This is a genomic window from Streptomyces sp. NPDC047049, assembly GCF_040643995.1.
GTDB lineage: Bacteria > Actinomycetota > Actinomycetes > Streptomycetales > Streptomycetaceae > Streptomyces > Streptomyces mooreae.
This window is the reverse complement of record NZ_JBEYVM010000009.1, coordinates 257,815-274,538: the sequence shown is the minus strand read 5'-3', so window position 1 is coordinate 274,538 and position 16,724 is coordinate 257,815. Positions and strand designations below refer to the sequence as shown.

16 protein-coding genes are annotated in these 16,724 nt (G+C 73.6%); 9 read left to right on the top strand and 7 right to left on the bottom strand.

Going from position 1 to position 16,724, the window contains the following annotated elements:
- Nucleotides 1-95 precede the first annotated feature (95 nt).
- Both ABZ851_RS21950 and ABZ851_RS21945 read left to right on the top strand, forming a co-directional pair.
- Nucleotides 96-878, top strand: a complete 783-nt coding sequence (locus ABZ851_RS21950; RefSeq protein ID WP_361130140.1) for an SDR family oxidoreductase — start codon at nucleotides 96-98, stop codon at nucleotides 876-878.
- 123 nt (nucleotides 879-1,001) lie between these two features.
- Nucleotides 1,002-2,159: an acetyl-CoA C-acetyltransferase gene (locus ABZ851_RS21945; RefSeq protein WP_361130137.1), complete on the top strand. Its 1,158-nt coding sequence runs from the start codon at nucleotides 1,002-1,004 to the stop codon at nucleotides 2,157-2,159.
- 115 nt (nucleotides 2,160-2,274) lie between these two features.
- Here ABZ851_RS21945 and ABZ851_RS21940 read toward each other — a convergent pair whose 3' ends face one another.
- From ABZ851_RS21940 to ABZ851_RS21925, 4 genes are read right to left on the bottom strand one after another with little or no spacing between them, the layout of a single operon-like run.
- Complete coding sequence (locus ABZ851_RS21940; protein ID WP_361130201.1) at nucleotides 2,275-3,318, bottom strand: nitronate monooxygenase; 1,044 nt, start codon at nucleotides 3,316-3,318, stop codon at nucleotides 2,275-2,277.
- Between the two features lie 11 nt (nucleotides 3,319-3,329).
- The gene (locus ABZ851_RS21935; RefSeq protein ID WP_361130134.1) at nucleotides 3,330-4,079 is read right to left on the bottom strand and encodes a CoA-transferase; all 750 of its coding nucleotides are present in this window, start codon (nucleotides 4,077-4,079) and stop codon (nucleotides 3,330-3,332) included.
- On the bottom strand, nucleotides 4,076-4,915 hold the full coding sequence (locus ABZ851_RS21930; RefSeq protein ID WP_361130131.1) for a CoA-transferase: 840 nt from the start codon (nucleotides 4,913-4,915) through the stop codon (nucleotides 4,076-4,078). Before ABZ851_RS21930 ends, ABZ851_RS21935 begins: the two co-directional genes overlap by 4 nt.
- On the bottom strand, nucleotides 4,912-5,691 hold the full coding sequence (locus tag ABZ851_RS21925) for an enoyl-CoA hydratase family protein (RefSeq protein ID WP_361130128.1): 780 nt from the start codon (nucleotides 5,689-5,691) through the stop codon (nucleotides 4,912-4,914). Before ABZ851_RS21925 ends, ABZ851_RS21930 begins: the two co-directional genes overlap by 4 nt.
- Nucleotides 5,692-5,773: 82 nt before the next feature.
- Here ABZ851_RS21925 and ABZ851_RS21920 point away from each other — a divergent pair, with 82 nt between their 5' ends.
- The gene (locus ABZ851_RS21920; protein ID WP_361130125.1) at nucleotides 5,774-6,616 is read left to right on the top strand and encodes an SDR family oxidoreductase; all 843 of its coding nucleotides are present in this window, start codon (nucleotides 5,774-5,776) and stop codon (nucleotides 6,614-6,616) included.
- Between the two features lie 24 nt (nucleotides 6,617-6,640).
- A complete protein-coding gene (locus tag ABZ851_RS21915; protein ID WP_361130122.1) occupies nucleotides 6,641-7,558 on the top strand; it encodes an SDR family oxidoreductase in 918 nt (305 codons plus the stop codon).
- A gap of 49 nt (nucleotides 7,559-7,607) precedes the next feature.
- Here the strand turns inward: ABZ851_RS21915 and ABZ851_RS21910 are convergent, their stop codons facing one another.
- The 3 genes from ABZ851_RS21910 to ABZ851_RS21900 form a co-directional block, all read right to left on the bottom strand.
- Nucleotides 7,608-9,047: an MFS transporter gene (locus tag ABZ851_RS21910; RefSeq protein ID WP_361130119.1), complete on the bottom strand. Its 1,440-nt coding sequence runs from the start codon at nucleotides 9,045-9,047 to the stop codon at nucleotides 7,608-7,610.
- 141 nt (nucleotides 9,048-9,188) lie between these two features.
- On the bottom strand, nucleotides 9,189-9,980 hold the full coding sequence (locus ABZ851_RS21905) for a uracil-DNA glycosylase (RefSeq protein WP_361130116.1): 792 nt from the start codon (nucleotides 9,978-9,980) through the stop codon (nucleotides 9,189-9,191).
- A gap of 116 nt (nucleotides 9,981-10,096) precedes the next feature.
- Nucleotides 10,097-11,146 carry an HD domain-containing protein gene (locus ABZ851_RS21900; RefSeq protein ID WP_361130113.1) on the bottom strand — a complete coding sequence of 350 codons (1,050 nt, stop codon included), beginning with the start codon at nucleotides 11,144-11,146 and terminating at the stop codon, nucleotides 10,097-10,099.
- Nucleotides 11,147-11,490: 344 nt separating this feature from the next.
- On the opposite strand from ABZ851_RS21900, the gene ABZ851_RS21895 reads away from it, so the two are divergent.
- From ABZ851_RS21895 to ABZ851_RS21875, 5 genes are all read left to right on the top strand, one after another.
- The gene (locus ABZ851_RS21895; protein ID WP_361130110.1) at nucleotides 11,491-12,648 is read left to right on the top strand and encodes an amidohydrolase; all 1,158 of its coding nucleotides are present in this window, start codon (nucleotides 11,491-11,493) and stop codon (nucleotides 12,646-12,648) included.
- 152 nt (nucleotides 12,649-12,800) lie between these two features.
- Entirely contained in the window at nucleotides 12,801-13,979 is a 1,179-nt protein-coding gene (locus ABZ851_RS21890; protein ID WP_361130107.1) for an FAD-dependent oxidoreductase, read from the top strand.
- Nucleotides 13,980-14,044: 65 nt separating this feature from the next.
- Nucleotides 14,045-14,365 carry a (2Fe-2S)-binding protein gene (locus tag ABZ851_RS21885; protein ID WP_336052655.1) on the top strand — a complete coding sequence of 107 codons (321 nt, stop codon included), beginning with the start codon at nucleotides 14,045-14,047 and terminating at the stop codon, nucleotides 14,363-14,365.
- On the top strand, nucleotides 14,346-15,740 hold the full coding sequence (locus tag ABZ851_RS21880) for an NAD(P)/FAD-dependent oxidoreductase (RefSeq protein WP_361130104.1): 1,395 nt from the start codon (nucleotides 14,346-14,348) through the stop codon (nucleotides 15,738-15,740). Before ABZ851_RS21885 ends, ABZ851_RS21880 begins: the two co-directional genes overlap by 20 nt.
- Nucleotides 15,741-15,814: 74 nt before the next feature.
- Nucleotides 15,815-16,717 (top strand): dihydrodipicolinate synthase family protein, encoded by a 903-nt coding sequence (locus ABZ851_RS21875; protein ID WP_361130101.1) that lies wholly within the window; start codon nucleotides 15,815-15,817, stop codon nucleotides 16,715-16,717.
- Nucleotides 16,718-16,724: the final 7 nt, after the last annotated feature.

Here is a 16,724-nt window from a genome sequence, read left to right as displayed (position 1 = left end):
TTAACGTACCGGCAGAGCGGCGTCGAGGCCCCGTCAGCGTCGGGAGCCCCGGGCCCCGGAGTCCGCAGCAGGCTGCGGGAAGAGGAGGCTCACGGATGACACCGCCGCCCTATGTGCCCGGCCACCATCTGCTCGACGGCCGGACCGCCGTCATCACCGCGGCCGCCGGAGCCGGCATCGGCGGGGCCACCGCCCGCAGATTCCTGGAGGAAGGCGCCCGGGTGGTCCTCGGTGACGCCCATGCGCGTCGGCTGCGGGCCACCGCCGAGGCGCTGGCCGAGGAGTTCGGCTCCGGCCAGGTGGCGGCACTGCCCTGCGACGTCACCGACGAGGGCCAGGTGGGCGCCCTGCTGGACACGGCCGAGGAGCGCCATGGCCGCCTCGACATCGTGGTCAACAACGCGGGGCTCGGCGGCACCGCCGACCTCGTCGAGATGACCGACACCCAGTGGGGCACGGTCCTCGACGTGACCCTGAACGGCACCTTCCGCTGCACCCGGGCCGCCCTGCGCCGGATGAAGGCCGCCGGCCGCGGCGGCGTGATCGTCAACAATGCCTCGGTCGTCGGCTGGCGTGCCCAGCGCGGCCAGGCCCACTACGCCGCGGCCAAGGCCGGGGTGATGGCGCTGACCCGGTGCGCCGCCATGGAGGCCGCCGAGTACGGCGTACGGGTCAACGCGGTCTCGCCCAGCCTCGCGATGCACCCGCACCTGGCGAAGGTGACCACGCCCGAGCTGCTGGCGGAGCTCACCGAGCGGGAGGCGTTCGGCCGCTGGGCCGAACCCTGGGAGGTCGCCAATGTCATCGTCTTCCTGGCCGGCGACTACGCCTCGTACATGACCGGGGAAACGGTGTCGGTCAGCTCCCAGCATGCGTGAGGCGCGGCGGGCCGGGCGCCGTGCCCTCGCGGGCGGGCCGCCCGCCGGTACCCGTCGGCGGCGGCCGGCACCACCTTGCGGATCCGGCCCCCACCGCCGCAGAATCCGAATCGAGGAGACCCCATGCCCGAGGCCTATATCGTCGACGCGGTCCGTACCCCGGTGGGCAAGAAGGGCGGCGGTCTGTCGGCCGTCCACCCCGCCGACCTGGGCGCCCACGTCCTGACGGCGCTGATGGCGCGCAGTGGCGCGGACCCGGCCGCCGTCGAGGACGTCGTCTTCGGCTGCCTGGACACCGTGGGCCCCCAGGCCGGGGACATCGCCCGGACGTGCTGGCTGGCCGCCGGACTGCCCGAGGAGGTGCCCGGGGTCACCGTGGACCGCCAGTGCGGCTCCTCGCAGCAGGCCGTGCACTTCGCGGCGCAAGGCGTGCTCTCCGGCACCCAGGACCTGGTGGTCGCGGGCGGTGTGCAGAACATGTCGCAGATCCCGATCGCCTTCGCCAGCCGGCAGGCCGCCGCACCGCTGGGTCTGACCGACGGCCCGTTCGCCGGCTCGGAGGGCTGGCGGGCCCGCTACGGCGAGGCACCCGTCAACCAGTTCCACGGCGCCGAACTCATCGCCGACGAGTGGGGAATCTCCCGTGCGGACATGGAGGAGTTCGCGCTCCGCTCCCACCGCCGGGCCGTCCGCGCCATCGACGAGGGCCGCTTCGACCGGGAGATCGTCCCCTACGGGGACCTCACCGCCGACGAAGGACCGCGCCGCCACACCTCGCCGGAGAAGATGGCCGCACTGGCCCCGGTCGTCGAGGGCGGCCGGCTGACCGCGGCGGTCTCCTCGCAGGTCTCCGACGGCGCGGCCGCCCTGCTGCTCGCCTCCGAACGGGCGGTGGCCGAGCACGGCCTCACCCCGCGCGCCCGCATCCACCACCTGTCGGTACGCGGTGAGGACCCGATAAGGATGCTGTCCGCGCCGATCCCGGCGACCGCGTATGCGCTGCGGAAGACCGGGATGTCCCTCGGCGACATCGACCTGGTCGAGATCAACGAGGCGTTCGCGCCCGTGGTACTGGCCTGGCTGAAGGAGACCGGCGCCGACCCGGAGCGGGTCAATGTCAACGGCGGCGCCATCGCGCTGGGCCATCCGCTCGGCGCGACCGGGGTCCGGCTGATGACGACCCTGCTGCACGAACTGGAGCGCACCGGCGGCCGGTTCGGCCTGCAGACCATGTGCGAGGGCGGCGGCCAGGCCAACGTCACCATCATCGAACGCCTCTGACGCCCGGTCCGGCGGCTCCTGTACCGCCCGCCGTACGGACGGCGGACCTGCCGCGCACCGCCGTGGCCCGGCCCCGGGGAACACCACCGTCCCCGGCCGGGCCACGGCGTTCCGCTCAGCGCGGCAGCGCGCCCAGCACCGCGCCCGCCTCGGCCATGATCCGGTCGACGAGCTCCGCGCAGGACGGCAGATCCTCGATCACGCCGGCGACCTGACCGGACGCCATCACCCCGAGATCGGTACGGCCCTCGACCATCGACGCCTTCAGCAGCATCGGGGTGTTCGCGGCCAGCAGGACCTGGCTCCAGGAGAGGTCCCGGCCGTGCTTCATCGCCAGGCCGTCACGGACCATCCGCGCCCAGCTCAGGCCGGACAGCTTCCGGAACGACGCGGCCCGCCGGACGGCTCCGCACAGCGCGGTGGCGCGCCCGGACCGCTCCAGCGCCTCGACCAGCTCACTGCGCAGCATCCGGTGCGGCAGACCGTCCACCTTCGTGGTGACGGTGACGTCCGAGACGCCCGCCGCCAGATAGCGGTCCTGCACGGCCCGCGGCACGGTGCTGTCCGACGTCAGCAGGAAGCGGGTGCCCATGGCGATACCGGCCGCGCCGTAGGCGAGCGCCGCGACCAGGCCCCGGCCGTCGAAGAAGCCGCCCGCGGCGATCACCGGGACACCGACCGCGTCCACGACCTGCGGAAGCAGCACGCTCGTGGCGACCTTCCCGGTGTGGCCGCCGCCCTCCCCGCCCTGGACGATGACCGCGTCCGCGCCCCAGGCGGCGACCTTCTCGGCATGCCGGCGGGCACCCACGGACGGGATGACGACGACCCCCGCGTCCTTCAGCCGGGCGATCAGCTCACGGGAGGGCGCCAGCGCGAACGAGGCGACCCGGACGCCCTCCGCCACGATCAGGCGCACCCGCTCGTCCGCGTCCGCCGCGTCCGCGCGGAGGTTGACCCCGAAGGGCGCGTCCGTACGGGCCGCCACCTCACGGACCGCCGCGCGCAGCTGCCCGACGGTCATGGTGGCCGAGGCGAGAATCCCCAGGGCGCCCGCCTCCGCCGCGGCCGAGACCAGCCGGGGCCCCGCCACCCACCCCATGCCGGTCTGCACGACGGGGTGGCGCACTCCGACGAGCCGGGTCAGCGGCGTCTCGATCCGGGCACCCGTCATGCCGCCGGCACCTCGCGCTCGCGCCGCCCCTCCGGGTCGAGGACGGTACGGATCAGCTGGAGTTCGGTGGCGGTGGGCTCCCGGGTGCAGGGCACCTCGTCGGGCAGCACGAGCGGGAACCCGGTGGCTTCCTCGACCTCCTCGACCGTCACGCCGGGATGCACACCGGCCAGCCGCATCGCGCGGTCCGCGGTCTCGAAGTCGAAGACCCCGAGGTCGGAGACGATGCGCGGAATACGGTGGTAGCGGGTCGCGGACGGCCCGGCGGCGGCCGCGCTGTCGTATCCGACCCCGCAGATCATGTCGACCTTCTCGACGAAGACCCGCTTCGAGTGCTTCGGCACCCAGTAACTGACCGGATTGTTGAGGGTGTTGACCGGCGCGCCGCGGACCCCGAGGAGCTGGCGGGCGGGCTGCTCCCACGCGCCGATGCAGGAGATGTTCTGGTTGCCGAAGCGGTCGAGCTGGCTCGCGCCCATCATCACATGACGCCGGCCGCCGGTGACCATGGTGAGGTGCCGACGGTAGGGCAGCCAGCCCTCGGCCGAGCCGTCCGGGCCGACGATCATGGCCTCGCCGTCGGTGAGGAGCAGACCGGGGGAGAAGGTGCGCCGCGCGAGCCGGGCGCCGATCGACGGGATCAGGCCCATCGGGGCGGCCAGCACCTCGCCGTTGCCGCGCCAGGCCTCGGCGCAGGCAATGACGCAGTACTCGGCGCGGGTCGTCGTCGTGGGGGTAGCGCTCACTGCTGCTCCTCGTGCCAGGATTCGACCGCGGACCGGTACGCCTTCTCGTCCCCGGACAGGAACCGCTCGGCGAACTCGGCCCAGGGCGTGGTGGCGTACAGCTTCTGGAAGGGCTCGTCACGTCCGTAGTCGGGGACGCAGGAGGTGAAGTGCGCGCCGTTCGGGGCCTCGACGACTCCGGTGACCGCATGGCGGCTGACCAGGAGGGTCTGCGGGGCGGCGGTGGCGAAGTCGTCCACCAGCCGTTCGCAGGAGACATACGCACTGTCCGCGGCCTCGCAGAACAGATCGTCGAAGTACGGGTCGGGGCCCAGGTACTGGCCGTTTCCGAGCCGGTCGGCACGGTTGAGATGGACCAGCGCCGCGTCCATGCGCAGGGCCGGCACCGCGACGAACGTCTCGCCGTCCTCATAGGGCGAGGTGACGGTCTTCAGGCCGGGGTTGACGCGCATCACGTCCGAGCCGAGGCCGGAGCGCACGGGCAGGAACGGCAGCCGGTTGGCGGCGGCCTGCAGGCCCCACATGAACATCGCCTCGTCGATCTCCCGCAACTCGAACGCACCGCGCTGGCGGGCCGCGCGGAAGTGCGGTTCGAGGGGGATCGAGTCGAGGGTCGCGAACGCGGCGACCAGGGTGCGGATCCTGCCCGCGGCGGCGAGCAGGCCGACATCGGGACCGCCGTAGGAGATCACGGTCAGATCGGTGATGCCGGAGCGCAGCAGCGCCCGCACCAGCGCCATCGGCTTGCGGCGCGAACCCCAGCCGCCGATGCCGAGGGTCATCCCGCTGCGCAGCCGGGAGACGACGTCCTCGGCCGTCATGGTCTTGTCGGTCACGGTCGGCCTTCCTTCGTCGGGGTGGTGCCCGGTGCGCCGAAGGTGGCGCGGACGCGGTCGGCGACACCGCTGAGGTTTGCCTCGAAGGTGAAGCCCTGCTCGAAGCGGTAGCTGCGCCCCACGTCGATGGGGTCGATGCCGTTGAGGGCGGCCTTGGCCAGACGGAGCAGAAAGCCGTCCTTCCGGGCGATCTCCCGGGCCAGGTCCCGTGCGGCGCCCGGCAGTTGCGCACGGGGGACGACCTGCCAGACGGAGCCGTGCGCCTGCAGTTCGGCGGCGGTGACGGTGCGGGAGGTGTAGTAGAGCGCGCGCATCAGGTGCTGTGGTACCAGCCGGGCCAGATGGGTGGCCGCGCCGAGCGCGCCGCGGTCCAGCTCCGGGAGGCCGAAGGTGGCGTCGTCGCTGGCCACGATTGCGTCCGCGTTCCCGACGAGGCCGATGCCACCGCCCAGGCAGAAGCCGTGCACCGCGGCGACGACGGGCACTTCGCAGGCGTAGACCGCCGAAAACGCCTCGGCACAGCCGCGGTTGGCGCCGAGCAGGGCACCGTGCCCGCCGGACGCGGTGTCCCGTTGCATCTCCTTGATGTCGACCCCCGCGTTGAAGCCGCGGCCGTGCGCGGTGAGGACGACGCAGCGCACGCCGGGGTCGCGGCCGGCCGCGCGCACGGCCTCGGCGAGGTCGTACCAGCCCTGTACGGGAAGGGCGTTGACCGGCGGGAAGTCCACGGTGACGACGGCGACGCCCTGATCAGGCTTGGAGGTGGAGACACCCATGAGCAGATCAGCTACCTTTCCACCAAGCGTTTGTTAGGTAGCGAAGTTAGCAGCGGATGGTGCGCTGCGGGAGGGGTGCTCCGTGAGCCTGGCTCTCGATCTGTCCGGGCGGCTGGCCGTCGTGACCGGCGGCACCCGCGGCGTCGGGGCGGGCATCGCCCGCGCCTTCCTGCGGGCCGGTGCGGAGGTCGTCATCTGCGCGCGCCGGCCACCGGACGCCCCCGTCGCCGCGGCCGGCCGCACCGCGCGCTTTTGCCCCCTGGACCTGCGCGACCAGGCCGCCGTCCACGCCTTCTTCGCCCGGCTCGCGGACGACTACGGCCGGTTGGACTGCCTGGTCAACAACGCCGGAGGCACGCCGTACCGGCTGCTGGGGGAGGGGGCGGCCGAGCGGCACGCCCGGGTCGTCGCGCTCAACCTCCTCGCGCCGCTGACCGCCTCGCTCGCCGCCTACGAGGCGCTGCGGGGCGGGCCGGCCGGCGGTTCGGTCCTCATGATCGGCAGCGTCAGCGGCACCCGCCCCTCGCCCGGCACCGCCGCCTACGGCGCGGCCAAGGCGGGCCTGGACCACCTCGCCCGCTCCATGGCCGTCGAATGGGCCCCCGACGTACGGGTCAACACCCTCGTCCTCGGCATGGTGCGCACCGAACTCGCCGCCCTGCACTACGGCGACGAGGCGGGCATCGCGGCCGTCGGTGCCACCGTCCCGCTCGGCCGGCTCGCCGAACCCGCCGAGATCGGCGACGCCTGCGTGTTCCTCGCCTCCGACCGGGCCGCCTACCTGACCGGGGCGAGCCTGCTCGTCCACGGCGGCGGAGAACGCCCCGCCTTCCTCGACGCCGCCACGGTCAATCACTCCGCGACGCCCGACGCCGCCACCACCGTCGACCACCCCACCGCGCCCGACGCCATGAAGGGCAACTGACATGACCGGAAAAGGAGTACGGACATGACCGGCACCGGAATCTGCACGGGACGCGTGGCCGCCGTCACCGGGGCGGGCCGTGGACTCGGCCGGGCCCACGCGCTGGCCCTCGCCGCCGAAGGCGCCCGGGTCGTGGTGAACGACCTCGGGGTGGCCCCCGACGGGGCGGGCGCCTCGGCCGGACCGGCCCAGCGGGTCGCCGACGAGATCCGGGCCCGCGGCGGCCAAGCCGTCGCCCACACCGGCGACATCACCACCACCGACGGCGCCGCCTCGCTCGTCACCACCGCCCTGGAGGCCTTCGGCCGCCTCGACGCCCTCGTCAACAACGCCGGATTCCTGCGCGACCGGATGCTGGTCAACCTCGGTGAGGACGACTGGGACGCGGTCATCCGGGTCCACCTCAAGGGCCACTTCCTGCCCCTGCGGCATGCCGCGGCGCACTGGCGGGCCGAGGCCAAGGCCGGCCGCACCCCCGACGCCCGGATCGTCAACACCAGTTCGGGCGCCGGGCTGTTCGGCAGTGTCGGCCAAGGCAACTACTCCGCCGCCAAGGCCGGCATCCTCGGCCTCACCCTCGTCGCCGCCGCCGAACTCGCCCCCTACGGCGTGCGGGTCAACGCCCTCGCACCGGCGGCCCGCACCCGTATGACCGAGCAGACCTTCGCCGCGACGATGGCGGCGCCCGCCGCGGGGGAGTTCGACGCGATGGCCCCGGAGAATGTCTCGCCGCTGGTGGTCTGGCTGTCCTCCGCCGAGAGCGCCGGGGTCACCGGCCGGGTCTTCGAGGCCGAGGCGGGCCGGATCACCGTGATGGAGGGCTGGCGCCCCGGCCCCACCGTGGACGGAAAGAGCCGCTGGACACCGGCCGAGGCGGGCGCGGCCGCGCGCGAACTGCTGGCCGCGGCCGGGGAGCCACGGCCGGTGTACGGCGCGCGCTGACACATGACCGGGCGGGGCCCGGGACCCGGATCAGCTCCGTGCCGGGCCCTCAGCCGGGAACCGTTGAACCGGCCCGGGCCCGCAGCCCCGGTGCACTGACCGCGAGCAGACCGAAGGCACCGAGGAAGGCCAGTACGGACGTGCCGCGCAGGACGGTTTCGATGGCGGGGCCGTCGGCTGCCGCGGTCGACGGGGAGCCGCTGACGACCTCCAGCACCGTCGCCGCGACGGCCACGCTCACCGCCCCGAACAGCACCAGCGACGTCAGCACCAGCCCCGATGCCGCTCCCGTCCGCTCCGCGGGCACATGCGCCTGCGTGGCCACATTCGTCAGCGCCCACCCCAGCCCGATGCCCACTCCGCAGACCAGGAAGACCACCGCGTACCAGCCCAGGGGCCGCACCCAGGTCAGCACCAGCAGCCCGGCACCGCTCGTCAGCATGCCGCAGGCCATCAACCGCTCGGCACGCCAGCGCAGGGCCAGCTGCCCGGCCCGGTAACTGGCGGCGCCGACCCCGCAGGAGAGCGCCAGAAAGATCAACCCGGCGTGAAACGGCGACAGTCCCCGGGCCTGCTGCAGATAGAGCGCGGAGAACACCGCGATCAGGCAATAGACCACATTCGAGAGCGAGCCCGCGAGGGTGATCACATCGAACTTCACGTTGCGGAACAGCGAGAGATCGATCAACGGCTCCGGCGTCCGCCGCTCCACCGCGCCGAACAGCACGAGGAAGGCGATCCCGGCGGCGGCGGTGGCCAGCGTGGCCGCGGAGCCCCACCCCCAGCCCTGGCCCTGGTCGACAGCCACCATCAGGCAGGCCAGACCGAGGGCGACGGTCGCCGCACCGGGCAGGTCGAGATGCCGGGTCGCCTGCTGGTCGCGGCTCTCGGGCACGAAGCGCAGCACCAGCAGCACGGCGGCCAGGCACACCGGCACATTGAGCAGGAACACCGCACGCCAGCTGACGTGTTCGGCGAAGACGCCGCCCACGAAGGGCCCCAGCGCGGTGCCGACGGAACTGAACGCCAGCACCGTACCGACCGCCCGCCCCTGCCGGTCGTCGCGGAAGTAACTGGTCACCACCGCCACGGAAACGGGGAAGATCAAGGCCGCGCCGGTGCCCTGTACCACCCGTGCGGCAATGAGCCACGGGGCGTTCTGGGCAGCGCTGCACACCACGGACAGGGCGGCGAACGTGATGAGCCCGAGCACGATGACCCGTCGCCGCCCATGCAGATCGGCGGCCCGGCCGCCCACGATCATCAACGCGCCGACGGCCACCATGTAGCCGCTGACCAGCCACTGCAGATCGGTGGACGAGGTCCCGAAATCCCGGGCGATGACCGGGAGCATCAGATCGAGCGCGAACCAGTCCATCTGCACGATGAGCATGGACAGCGCGGCAGCGACGATCACCGCCCGGTCCCGGTGCGAGAAGGAACCGCCCGAAACGGTCCCCGCGATCTGGTCCGCCACGTGATGGCGCACGAGCACTCCTCGGCCGTAATCCCGTCACCCACCGGTCTGCGCAGCCGTCTCGCCTCTCAGGATAGAAGTCGGCGCCCGGGGCCGCATGGCGGCGGAACGTAAAGCCCGGAGGTCTCTTCTCCCGGTCGCCCCTCCCGTTCGTCAGCCTCCCGGCGGCTCCAGCCCCGCGAGTCCGGCGGCGCGGGAGAGCAGACCGACGAGCATGTCGAAGGTGAGCCGGCCGGTGAACGTATTGCGCTGGCTGGGGTGGTAGCTGCCGAGCACCTGGAGTTCCCGCCGCCGCCCGGTGGCGGGCAGGGTCAGCTGTACGCCGTGACCGAACGCGGGGCGGGGCCGGGGCAGCGGCCACCCCGCGTCGCCCAGTACGGGCAGCAGCGCCTGCCAGCCGAAAGCACCGAGCGCCACGACCGTACGCAGGCCGGGGCTGAGGAGTTCGAACTCCGCCGACAGCCACGGCCGGCAGGTACGCCGCTCGGCGGGCGTGGGCCGGTTGTCCGGCGGAGCGCAGTGGACCGGCGCGGTGACCCGCACTCCGTACAGCTCCAGCCCGTCGCCCCGGTGCGTCGCGGTGGGCCGGGAAGCGAGACCCACCGCATGGAGGGCGGCGAACAGGAAGTCACCGGAGGCGTCCCCGGTGAACATCCGGCCGGTGCGATTGCCGCCGTGCGCGGCAGGAGCCAGCCCCACGATGGCCAACGCCGCGTCGGACGGCCCGAATCCCGGGACGGGCCGCGCCCAGTACTCCTGGTCCCGGAACGCCGCCCGCGGATGCGCCGCGACCTCCTCACGCCACTCCACCAGCCGGGGACAGGCCCGGCAGCGGACCAGCTGCGCGTCGAGCTCCGCGAGGTCGCCGCAGCGCCCGGCGTGATGGAGGGGGAAGGCCGCCTCGTCCCTGCCGGGCGGTGCCCCCGGCGCCCCGGTGTCGTTCATCCCTCCACGCTAGTGGTGCTTCGGGCAACGTACGCGGTCGTGACGCGCCCCCCGGCTGCCGTCCGGGCCGCCACCGGCCTGGAACGGGCCGCCACCGGCCTGGACCGGGCCGGAACTCAACCCCACCAGACGCGGAACGTGGTGGACAACGACGTCAAAGCGTCCAACTGCGCCGCCAGTTCGGGCGCGGCGACCTCGATTCGCTGCCCCTCCACCAGCGGTGCGGACCTGTAGATCTTGCGCAGGGAGAAGTCCCAGCCGGGACGATCCCCGGGGGCACGTCCGGCCGTGACCCGCAATCGATGGAGCTCGTACCGGATCATGGCGCTCTCGGCCCGGGTGGCAGCGCAGGAGTCGAACGCGGACCACAGCTGGGGGTCGGTCATCCGGGCGAGCCGGTCCGGGGTGAGGGCCGTGTCGTCGAGCAGCCGGCCGGCCAGGCGGCGGACCACCGAGGCCGGACCCACGTTGTCCCACGAGGTGTGCAGCCGGGCTTCGGCGCAGACCAAGTCGACCAGTGCCGCGGCGGTCCCGCGGTCGGCCGATACCGCGGCCTCCCGGAGGCCGAGCCGGCTCAATATGACGGCCGGATCGACGGGGAGCCGCCCGGCGGCACGACCACTGCGCACATAGGAATCGAGATGGTCGAGATTCAGCAAGCCGGAGCGGTTGGTCAGTGGCGAGGGCGGCTGCACGCCGAGGGCGGTGGCGACGGCCTCGGCGCTGAACCCGTGCCTCTCCAGCGCAGACTGGATGGGGCCGGACCGCAGCAACCGCAAGCCGATGGCGTGGTGGTCAAGGCCGGAAACGCCTTCGAGGGTGTGACTCAAGGGCAGGTGGCCGATGTCGTGCAACAACGCTGCGACCCGGAGGAGTTCGTCCTCCGGACGAAAGTGCGCGACCAGCGCCAGTACACCGAGGGTGTGCTCCAGCCGGGAGTACGACTGCAAGGTGCTCAGCGTGGAGGCCCCGCCGTGCGCCACGAAGTGCAGGCGCCGTAGCGGTGCGGTACGCAGCAGGTCGGTTTCCACGGGGGTGAGGCGGACGGCGATGCGCCACAGTGTGTCGGTGAACACCGGGGACAGACCCACCACATTGGTCGGGACGGGCCCCGCGACGGCATCCCCGGAGTCCTGCGGCCCGCCTTGATCTATGTGAGTGCCCATCAGATCACTCTAGGACGGACCACGGTGGCAGGTGGTCCATGACCTTTTCCCGCGGGGACGTCCGCTGCCCGCGCTGCGTGCAAGCGTTCCCCACGGGGGTTGTCCCCACCTCCACACGGGGGCACGCCGGATGGGCAACGGGCCCTGCATACGTCCATCGTGTCGTACAGAAGGCCAACGCACGTCAACTGTATGCCAGGTGAGAGACCGAAGGGGGACCGGTGGACAGTCCCGGGGAGCGCGCTCTCGCGCGTCGTACGTTACTGGCCGGCACGGCGGCAGCCGGTGCGGGAGTCGTGTGGGGAGCCGCGGGCAGGGCCGTTGCCGACGGGCGGAGGCAGGCGATGGGGCAAGGAGTGGTGGACGCCGAGGTGGCGCGGCTGGAGCAGGGGCTGATCGCGCTGCGGCGGGACATCCACCGGCACCCCGAGGCACCGGGGCAGGAGCAGCGCACCGCCGCTGTGGTGGCCCGGGAGCTGCGGGAAGCCGGGCTGACCGTCACCACCGGGGTGGGCGGCCACGGCGTCGTCGGCGTCCTGCGGGGGACGCGTCCGGGCCGGACCGTCGCGTACCGGGCGGACCTGGACGCGGTGCCGCCCAAGGACATCGTCGGGGGCGGACAGGCGGTGGCCCATCTCTGCGGGCACGACATCCACACCGTTGTGGCGCTCGGCGTCGCCCAGGTCCTGGCGCGGCTGCGGCGGCACCTGGAGGGAACGGTGGTGTTCCTCTTCCAGCCCGCCGAGGAGACCCTGTCGGGGGCCCGTGCGCTGATCGACTCGGGTGTGCTGGAGCGCACCCGCGTGGAGGAGATCCACGCCCTGCACTGCGGGCCGTTCCCCGTCGGCCGGTTCGCCGTGACCCCGGGGTTCGGGATGCCGGGCCAGGACAAGGCGGAGGTGACCGTCTCCGGGCCGGATGCGCCCGATGCCGCGCGACGGCTGGCCGGCGAGATCGGTGCGCTCGCCACGGTAGCGCTGCCGCAGACCCCCGCGGACTTTGAGCGCATCGTCGCCGACGCCCAGCTGCCCGACGGACCGCTGGCCCGGTTCGTGGCCCTGCGGGCACGGGCGGAGGAGGCCAAGGTGAGGGTGTCCTACCGCTGCTGGCCTCCGGAGTGGTACGTAGAGGTACGTGAGGACATCCGTCACCTGGCCGCGGTGTACGCGGGGGCCGGGGTGAGCTTCCCCGCCGAGCCGTTCCCTGCCATGGTCTGCCCCGAACACGACGCCCGCGTACTCGCCCGGCACCTCCGGCACACCCTCGGCCGAGACGCGGTGACCGAGCTCCATGCCGCCTTTCCGCCCTTCAGCGGCGAGGACTTCGCCCTCTACCTGGACCGCCTCCCCGGCACGTTCACCTTCCTCGGTGTCCGTGCCCCCGGTGCACCCCTCACCACCAGCTACCCGCACCACCCCGACTTCGCCCCGGACGAGCGCGCCATCGGCATCGGTGTACGGGCCATGGCGGGCTGGATCGCGGAGCGGACCCGGAGCCGGTGACCACCGCCGCCGGTATTGCCCCTACCCGCCCTCCGGCGCCCCGGGGCCGTCAGGGCCGGTGGCGAAGCCATGACGGCGGTTGGCCAAGTCCTCTTTCCGGCGCCTGTGTTGTGTGACATATTACTGAGGTGCCCACGAGACACAGACAGTCTTTGGATGCTCCGGATGTGGTCATCGTCGGGGCCGGAGTGGTCGGCGCCGCGTGTGCCTACTACGCCGCCCGGTCCGGCCTTGACGTCGCCGTCGTCGACCGCGGACCCGTCGCGGGCGGTACCACCGGCGCCGGTGAGGGGAATCTGCTCGTCTCCGACAAGGAACCGGGACCCGAACTCGAACTCGCGCTGCTCTCCCTCCGGTTGTGGCGCGAACTCGCCGCCGGGCTGCCGCCGGAGATCGAGTACGAGGCGAAGGGCGGGCTGGTCGTCGCCTCCGACGAACCCGGCATGGCGGCGCTGCGCGCCTTCCGCGCGGCGCAGGAGAGGGCGGGTGTGCGGAGCGACTGCCTCGCTGCCGACCGCCTGCGGGACGCCGAACCACACCTGGCGCCCGGCCTCGCCGGAGGCGTCCTCTACCCGCAGGACGCCCAGGTCCAGCCCGCCCTGGCCGCCGCCCATCTGCTGCGTGTCTCCGGGGCGCGGCTGCACCTGGGCGCGGAGGTCACGGCCGTCCTGAGGGGGCCCGGCGGGAGGGTACGGGGCGTCCGTACCCCGCGGGGCGACCTCCTGGCCCCCGCGGTGGTGAACGCCACCGGCACCTGGGCCGGCCGGCTGGCCGCGCTCGCGGGGGTGCGGGTCCCCGTCCTGCCCCGCCGGGGATGTGTGCTGGTCACCGAGCCGCTGCCGCGTGTCGTACGCCGCAAGGTCTACGCCGCGGACTATGTCGCCGATGTGGCCAGCGGATCGGCGGCGCTGCAGACCTCCGCCGTCGTCGAGGGCACCCCGGCCGGCCCGGTCCTGATCGGTGCCAGCCGGGAACGGATCGGCTTCGACCGCACGCTCTCGGTCGGGGTGCTGCGCCGGCTCGCCGCCCAAGCCGCTGCCCTGTTCCCCGTATTGGCAGGCGTCCGGGTGATGCGCACCTATCAGGGGTTCCGCCCCTACCTCCCCGACCACCTCCCGGCGATCGGCGCCGACCCGCGCCTGCCGGGCCTGCTGCACGCCTGCGGCCACGAGGGCGCGGGCATCGGGCTCGCCCCGGCCACCGGCCGGCTGATCGCCCACGCGCTGACGGGGACGCCCGGTCCGCTGGACGCGCGGCCGTTCCGCCCGGACCGGTTCGGCGAAGGCGCGGGAGAGGAAGAGGCAGGGGAGGAAGGGGCGGGGGAGGTATGACGCCGCCCGCCCTGCCGGTGCCGTCGTCCGCCCGCCCGCACACCACCACCGAGAGGAGTCCGGGGATGACCCGTCGCCGCACCCCCGCCGACGTCGTACGGGCCGCGCCGGGACCGGCGTTCGAGATCCGGTTCGACGGGCGGCCGCTGCCCGCGCTGCCCGGTCAGAGCATCGCCGCCGCGCTCTGGGCGGCCGGTGTGCTCTCCTGGCGGACCACACGACGCGACGGGCGGCCGCGCGGGGCCTTCTGCGGGATCGGCTCCTGCTTCGACTGTCTGGCCACCGTCAACGGCCAACCCAATCAACGGGCCTGCCTGGTGCCCGCCCGGCCCGGGGACACGATCACCACCCAGGAGGGACACGGGCATGCCGATCTCACCGTCTGACACCCACGACCTCGTGGTCATCGGCGCGGGGCCGGCCGGGCTCGCCGCCGCCGTCACCGCCGCCGGCTTCGGGCTGCGGGTGGCGCTCGTCGACGCGGCCGCGCGGCCCGGCGGACAGTTCTACCGGCAGCCGGCTCCCGGGCTGGGCGCCGCCCGCCCCGAGGCACTGCACCACTCCTGGCGCGCCTTCGCGCGACGCACCGCGCGGCTGGACGCGCAAGTAGCCGCGGGCCGGGTGCGCCACTTCGCGGCGCACCACGTCTGGGCCGTCACCCGGGAACCGGCGCACTGGACCGTGCACGCGGTCACCGGCCCCGACGGCGGGCAGGGCCGGGCCGAGGTGAGGGCGCGGCACGTGCTCCTCGCCACCGGCGCGTACGAGCGTCAACTGCCCTTCCCCGGCTGGACGCTGCCCGGTGTCGTGGGGGCGGGAGGCGCGCAGGCCATGCTCAAGGCGGGGCTGGTGATGCCGGGACGGCGGATCGTGGTCGCCGGCAGCGGGCCGCTGCTGCTCGCCGTCGCCGGAACGCTCGCCGCGGCCGGCGCCACCGTGCCGGTGGTCGCCGAGGCGAGCGGCTACGCCGGCTACGCCCGTGCCCCGCGCACACTTGCCGCCAACCCCCGCAAGCTCGCCGAAGGGGCCGGTCACGCGGTGACCCTGCTCCGCCACGGCGTACGTCTCCGCTCCCGCAGCGCGGTCACCGCCGTGCACGGTACCGACCGGGTCGAAGCCGTCACCCTGACCCGGCTCGACCGGGACTGGCGGCCGCTGCCCGGAACCGGGCTGCGCATCCCCTGCGACGCGCTCGCCGTCGGGCACGGGCTCGTACCGCAACTGGAGCCGGCCACGGCACTGGGCTGCGCCACCCGTCGTACTCCGGACGGCACCTGGGCGCTGGTGCTCGACGACCAGCAGCGGACGACGGTCGACGGCGTCTGGGCGGCCGGTGAGGCCGGGGGAGTCGGGGGTGCGGAACTTGCTTTCGTGGAGGGCGAGGTGGCGGCGCACAGCATTGCGGGCCGGGGTGCCCACGGCTCGCTGCGCCGTCGCCGGGACCGGTTGCGGAGCTTCGCCCGGACCATGGCCGCCGCGCATGCGCCGGGCCCCGGCTGGACCGGCTGGCTCCGGGCGGACACCGAGGTCTGCCGCTGCGAGGAGGTCACGGCCGGCCGGATCCAGGACGCCGTATCCGGCCTCGGCGCCCGCGACACCCGGACCGTCAAACTGCTCACCCGGGCCGGAATGGGCTGGTGCCAGGGGCGGATGTGCGGCCCCGCGGTGGCCCGCCTCGCGGGTCAGGCCGGACCCACGGCCGATCGCAGACCCCTCGCTTGTCCCGTCATCCTGGGGGAACTCGCGGACGGACAGGGCTAGTTCGATTCCGGGCGTCCTTGGCAAGCCCCTGGGACGCTCAGTAAAATGTCACACCTCATAGAAGGAGACTTCCCATGGTCACCCGCACCCGCACCCGCTCCTGGCACGGCATCATGGTTGCCACCACCCTCCCCTTCCGCGACGACCTCTCCGTTGACCACGACGCCTACGCCGACCAGGTGGCCCGGCTGCTCGCCGCCGGCTGCGACGGTGTCGTCCCCAACGGCTCCCTCGGCGAGTACCAGACGCTCACCGACGACGAGCGCGCCCGGGTCGTCCGCACCGCCGTGGCGGCCGCCGGTGACGGCGACCGGGTGATGCCCGGGGTCTCCGCCTACGGCAGTGCCGCCTCGCGCCGGTGGGCCGAGCAGGCCGCCGAGGCGGGCGCCGGATCCGTCCTGCTGCTGCCGCCCAACGGCTACCGCGCCGAACCGGCCGCGGTCCGTGCCCACTTCGCCGAGGTGGCCGCGGCCGGCCTGCCCGTCGTCGCCTACAACAACCCCTTCGACACCAAGGTCGACCTCACCCCCGGCCTCCTCGCCGACCTGTACGCCGACGGCAGCATCGTCGCCGTCAAGGAGTTCAGCGGCGATGTCCGCAGGGCCTACGAGATCGCCGAACTCACCCCGGAACTGGACCTGTTGATCGGCGCCGACGACGTCCTGCTCGAACTCGCCCTCGCCGGTGCCGTCGGCTGGATCGCGGGCTTCCCCAACGCACTGCCCGAGGCGTGCGGCACCCTCTACCGTGCCGCCCTCGCCGGTGACCTCGACACCGCGCGGCCGCTCTACCGCGCCCTGCACCCGCTGTTGCGCTGGGACTCCCGGCCCGAGTTCGTGCAGGCGATCAAGCTCGCCATGGACCTCGCCGGACACCGCGGCGGCCCGACCCGCCCGCCACGCTCCCCGCTCACCACCGAGCACGCGGCCGCGCTGCGCGCCGCCACCGGAAAGCTCCTCGCCGACGGCCACCACTGAGAAGGGG

What these genes read in the sequence shown, in the direction of transcription:
- ABZ851_RS21950 (WP_361130140.1), top strand. Translation starts at nt 96, where the DNA reads ATGACACCGCCGCCCTATGTGCCCGGCCACCATCTGCTCGACGGCCGG.
- ABZ851_RS21945 (WP_361130137.1), top strand. Translation starts at nt 1,002, where the DNA reads ATGCCCGAGGCCTATATCGTCGACGCGGTCCGTACCCCGGTGGGCAAG.
- ABZ851_RS21925 (WP_361130128.1), bottom strand. Translation starts at nt 5,691, where the DNA reads ATGGGTGTCTCCACCTCCAAGCCTGATCAGGGCGTCGCCGTCGTCACC.
- ABZ851_RS21915 (WP_361130122.1), top strand. Translation starts at nt 6,641, where the DNA reads ATGACCGGCACCGGAATCTGCACGGGACGCGTGGCCGCCGTCACCGGG.
- ABZ851_RS21905 (WP_361130116.1), bottom strand. Translation starts at nt 9,980, where the DNA reads ATGAACGACACCGGGGCGCCGGGGGCACCGCCCGGCAGGGACGAGGCG.
- ABZ851_RS21900 (WP_361130113.1), bottom strand. Translation starts at nt 11,146, where the DNA reads ATGGGCACTCACATAGATCAAGGCGGGCCGCAGGACTCCGGGGATGCC.
- ABZ851_RS21895 (WP_361130110.1), top strand. Translation starts at nt 11,491, where the DNA reads ATGGGGCAAGGAGTGGTGGACGCCGAGGTGGCGCGGCTGGAGCAGGGG.
- ABZ851_RS21885 (WP_336052655.1), top strand. Translation starts at nt 14,045, where the DNA reads ATGACCCGTCGCCGCACCCCCGCCGACGTCGTACGGGCCGCGCCGGGA.
- ABZ851_RS21880 (WP_361130104.1), top strand. Translation starts at nt 14,346, where the DNA reads ATGCCGATCTCACCGTCTGACACCCACGACCTCGTGGTCATCGGCGCG.
- ABZ851_RS21875 (WP_361130101.1), top strand. Translation starts at nt 15,815, where the DNA reads ATGGTCACCCGCACCCGCACCCGCTCCTGGCACGGCATCATGGTTGCC.